The 3,816-nt window shown below is 28.7% G+C and carries 6 protein-coding genes and 1 pseudogene; 4 read left to right on the forward strand and 3 right to left on the reverse strand.

Going from position 1 to position 3,816, the window contains the following annotated elements:
• Positions 1-254 (reverse strand): aminotransferase class V-fold PLP-dependent enzyme (locus VK998_RS08580; RefSeq protein WP_325227646.1); only part of this gene is annotated, 254 nt, incomplete at its 3' end.
• A 208-nt stretch (positions 255-462) separates the two neighbouring features.
• On the opposite strand from VK998_RS08580, the gene yedE reads away from it, so the two are divergent.
• The 3 genes from yedE (at position 463) to VK998_RS08595 (ending at position 2,143) form a co-directional block, all read left to right on the forward strand.
• Positions 463-1,545, forward strand: a complete 1,083-nt coding sequence (gene yedE / locus VK998_RS08585; protein WP_325227647.1) for a YedE family putative selenium transporter — start codon at positions 463-465, stop codon at positions 1,543-1,545.
• A gap of 150 nt (positions 1,546-1,695) precedes the next feature.
• Positions 1,696-1,902 carry a sulfurtransferase TusA family protein gene (locus VK998_RS08590; RefSeq protein WP_325227649.1) on the forward strand — a complete coding sequence of 69 codons (207 nt, stop codon included), beginning with the start codon at positions 1,696-1,698 and terminating at the stop codon, positions 1,900-1,902.
• Between the two features lies 1 nt (position 1,903).
• Positions 1,904-2,143 carry a putative Se/S carrier protein gene (locus VK998_RS08595; RefSeq protein WP_325227651.1) on the forward strand — a complete coding sequence of 80 codons (240 nt, stop codon included), beginning with the start codon at positions 1,904-1,906 and terminating at the stop codon, positions 2,141-2,143.
• Between the two features lie 14 nt (positions 2,144-2,157).
• Here the strand turns inward: VK998_RS08595 and VK998_RS08600 are convergent, their stop codons facing one another.
• Together VK998_RS08600 and VK998_RS08605 are read right to left on the reverse strand one after the other, a co-directional pair.
• Positions 2,158-3,042, reverse strand: coding sequence for a damage-control phosphatase ARMT1 family protein (locus tag VK998_RS08600; protein ID WP_325227653.1), 885 nt, complete (start codon positions 3,040-3,042; stop codon positions 2,158-2,160).
• Between the two features lie 125 nt (positions 3,043-3,167).
• Entirely contained in the window at positions 3,168-3,353 is a 186-nt protein-coding gene (locus tag VK998_RS08605; RefSeq protein ID WP_325227655.1) for a DUF5320 domain-containing protein, read from the reverse strand.
• A 225-nt stretch (positions 3,354-3,578) separates the two neighbouring features.
• On the opposite strand from VK998_RS08605, the pseudogene VK998_RS08610 reads away from it, so the two are divergent.
• A pseudogene (locus VK998_RS08610) lies at positions 3,579-3,816 on the forward strand (radical SAM protein); the annotation flags it as partial.

Consider the following 3,816-nt stretch of genomic DNA (forward strand, 5'->3'; position numbering starts at 1 on the left):
AATCCTTTTATCAATACATTAAGACTTTCTGTAATGTTTTTAGTAAATATTACATTTTCAACTTTATTATAGTTAAATAGTTCACATATTAATTCTCTAGTTTCAAAAATTATATTCTCAGCTTCAAAAGAACCCTTATAAGCTCCCCTATTTACATTGCAACCTATATTTAATAAATAATTTGACATACTTTCTGCAACTCCCGGTGCCTTAGGAAAAGCTGTTGCTCCGTTATCTAAATATAATCCTTTCACGATTACACCTCCAAATATTTTTTGATGTCCTAATAATAACTAATTTGCTTACTAATTAAAGAATACATCTATTAAAATGAATTATCAATATATATAGATAAAGTTTATGGTATATGCCAAATACATTCAAATTATCTATTATACTTTTTAGGTATTTATTGTTAAACTTTAGATAAAGCCATAATTTAATTTTTAAGGAGGGTTTTTAATGAATGAAAAAAGAAACATTATTATTACAGGAGCAATCGTTGGAATAATTTCTGTATTATTAGTGAAATTTGGAAATCCAATGAATATGGGATTCTGTATAGCCTGTTTTATAAGAGATATTGCAGGTGGTATAGGTATGCATAGAGCACCTATAGTCCAGTATATTCGTCCTGAAATAATCGGACTTGTCTTAGGTGCATTTATTATTTCAATGAAGAATAGGGAATTTCAAGCTAAAGGAGGTTCATCACCTTTTACTAGGTTTGTTTTAGGAATTGTAGTTATGATAGGCGCCTTAATGTTTTTAGGTTGTCCTTTAAGAATGGTGTTAAGGTTAGCAGGTGGTGATTTAAATGCCATTTTAGGAATTGTAGGATTTGTAGTAGGCATATTTGTAGGTGTTTTCTTTTTAAACAAAGGTTTCAACCTAAAGAGAAGTTATAATTTACCTAAATTTGAAGGTTACCTTTTTCCAATTGTAAATGTTGGGTTATTCCTTCTACTATTATCTGGTTTTAGCATGTTAATCTTTAGTGAAGAAGGTCCTGGTTCAATGCACGCTCCTATTTGGATTGCATTATTTGCAGGATTAATAGTAGGTATATTAGCTCAAAAAACAAGGCTCTGTATGGTTGGCGGTACAAGAGATATGATTATGTTTAAAGACAACTATCTTTTAGCTGGTTTTTTAGCAATTCTTGTATTCGCTTTTATAGGAAATTTAATTTTTGGATATTTTAATCCTAGTTTTGCAGATCAACCTGTAGCACATACTGATGGATTATGGAACTTTTTAGGAATGGCATTAGTAGGATGGGGTTCTGTACTTCTTGGTGGTTGTCCATTAAGACAGCTTATACTAGCCGGTGAAGGAAATGCAGATTCTTCAGTAACAGTTATGGGGAGTTTAGTAGGTGCAGCCATAGCTCATAATTTTGGTCTGGCTTCTAGTCCTGCTGGCGCTACTAATAATGGTAAAATAGCAGTACTTATTTGTTTTGTATTAGTCCTTGTTGTATCTTTAGTAAATTCAGAAATGCTAGTAAATAAAAAAACATTAGGCAAATCAAAAAACTGCTGAAAAAGTCATATTGTCATCCTGAACCAAATGTGAAGGATCTTGCTTTTGAGCTATTTATAGATTCTTCGTTAACGCTCAGAATGACAAATTAAGCACCTTTTCAGTGGTGCCCAAGTCAGATAGTAATTAGTTTGAAGGGAGATGGAATTAATGGAAAAAATTGATGTAAGAGGTATGTCTTGTCCTCAACCTGTTTTAATGACTAAAAATGCAATTGAAAAACATACTGAAGGAATTGATATTTTAGTAGATAATAATACTGCAAAAAATAATATTACTAGATTTTTAAAAAATTTAGGTTATAATTTAGAGTATAAAAATGAAAAAGAAGACACTATAATTATAGCGAGGAAATAATATGAATGAATATATAGCAGTGTTTTTTACTCATTCTGGTGCAATAAAATTTGATAGAGGTTGTAAAGCAAACAATATAGATTGTGAGCTAATGCCTGTACCTAGACAGCTAAGTTCAAATTGTGGAATAGGTGCCAAATTTAGATTCAATGAGGATATAATGGATATAGTCGATGATGAAATTGAAAAAATTTTTATACTTAAAAATGAAGAATACAAGTTAGTTTATAGTGAAGAATAACAAAAAGAACCTTTTTAGGTTCTTTTTGTTATATCACTCCATTTAGTAAATATACCTTCAAATTTATTGATTGAAAATCTTCTTACAAACATATCACATTTACATAGAAATATATAATATATATTTGCCTCTGTTCCATATAAGGTTTCAAAGTTTCCTTGTCCTTTTGATATTACTAGATCACTACTAAATATAGCATTTCTAGTTAATTCATTAACTTCATCTATATCTGTTCCCGCTATATCTGTACCATTTTCTATAATATTGCCAAGTTTATCAATTCCTAATTTAACAGCATCTTCATATGTTATATCATTAAGTACTGGTTCTCCTCGAACAATTATATTTATCTCAATGCCTGGATTAAGCTCTTTAATCATCTTTATAAATAACTTATCAAATATAACTTCTCCAGCATTATCTAATATATAACATAATTTATCTGCTTCTAATAATTCTTTTCTAAACATTTCATATGTAGAGATATCTACATTCTGTTTCAACGCAGTATCTATAATTTTTTCTAATAATTTATCATCAATAGTCTTCATAGCTCCAAAATCGATAAAATTACCTACCATTGAATATTTTAATGCTGATAGGAGCTTATCATCTGTCTCATTGATATTTTTAAAAATATCTTCTTCTATAGATAATATTTTATTATTATATAATTCCTTTTCTTTAACATATAGATCACTGATATCCGTCCTCTTTTTTATTATCCTCATAACTCTTGAACTTAAAAAAGGTGCGGTTGCATTATCAGGATATGAACTCATTTCTTTTAACATTTCTTTTGTAAATATAAATCTTTCTTCTTCATCATCTACAAATTTACAAAACAATTCATACATTTTATTTATTGTACAGTATATACATTCTGTTGATGCTTTCATATATTACCTTGCCTTTCTTTAGTATTCTAGATCCCATTGTTTAATTATTAAATCATATTAAGGGAAATAGGGTCCCTATTTCCCTTAATATGATTTTTCATCTTCGTTTAATATTTTATTTATATCTAGTAATTATATTTGTTTAAATTTCTTCTATAATCTCTATCATAATTTCTTCTATATCTTATACCACGTCTAAATCCTAATCTTGGTCTTAGCCTTCTAATAAAACTTCCTGCTCCACATGGTCCAAACCCTCTTCCTGTCATTGGTCCCATGCCAAGTGGCCCAGTTCCATCTCTTCTAGCCATTTCAAAACCTCCTTTTGTTTTGGGTTTATGTCCATAAGTACATTATACACTATTTTAAGCATATGTCAATAATTTTTTACCAATATGGTTCTTATTTTTTATAATAAATATCATAGCTACACTTATATTGACAATATATAAGTGTAGCTATATAATGTATATTAAGGGATACATTTACTTTTTGTATCGGTACATAATTATAATTCATTTATAGGAGTGGATGGTATGACAAATTTTAAATATGTTTATGGTCCTGTTCCATCAAGAAGGATGGGGCTTTCTATTGGTATAAGCCCTATTTCTAAAGGCCATTGTAATTATTCCTGTATATATTGTCAGTTAGGAAGAACAAAACATATGACAAATAAAAGAACAAAGTACTTTGATTATAATGATTTAATTGAAGAATTTAAATCATATTTGAATAATAATATTAAATTTGATGTAGTTACAATAGTAGTGA

The sequence above is a fragment of the Schnuerera sp. genome (assembly GCF_035459645.1).
GTDB lineage: Bacteria > Bacillota > Clostridia > Tissierellales > Tepidimicrobiaceae > Schnuerera.

What these genes read in the sequence shown, in the direction of transcription:
- yedE (WP_325227647.1), top strand. Translation starts at nt 463, where the DNA reads ATGAATGAAAAAAGAAACATTATTATTACAGGAGCAATCGTTGGAATA.
- VK998_RS08590 (WP_325227649.1), top strand. Translation starts at nt 1,696, where the DNA reads ATGGAAAAAATTGATGTAAGAGGTATGTCTTGTCCTCAACCTGTTTTA.
- VK998_RS08600 (WP_325227653.1), bottom strand. Translation starts at nt 3,042, where the DNA reads ATGAAAGCATCAACAGAATGTATATACTGTACAATAAATAAAATGTAT.
- VK998_RS08605 (WP_325227655.1), bottom strand. Translation starts at nt 3,353, where the DNA reads ATGGCTAGAAGAGATGGAACTGGGCCACTTGGCATGGGACCAATGACA.
- VK998_RS08595 (WP_325227651.1), top strand. Translation starts at nt 1,904, where the DNA reads ATGAATGAATATATAGCAGTGTTTTTTACTCATTCTGGTGCAATAAAA.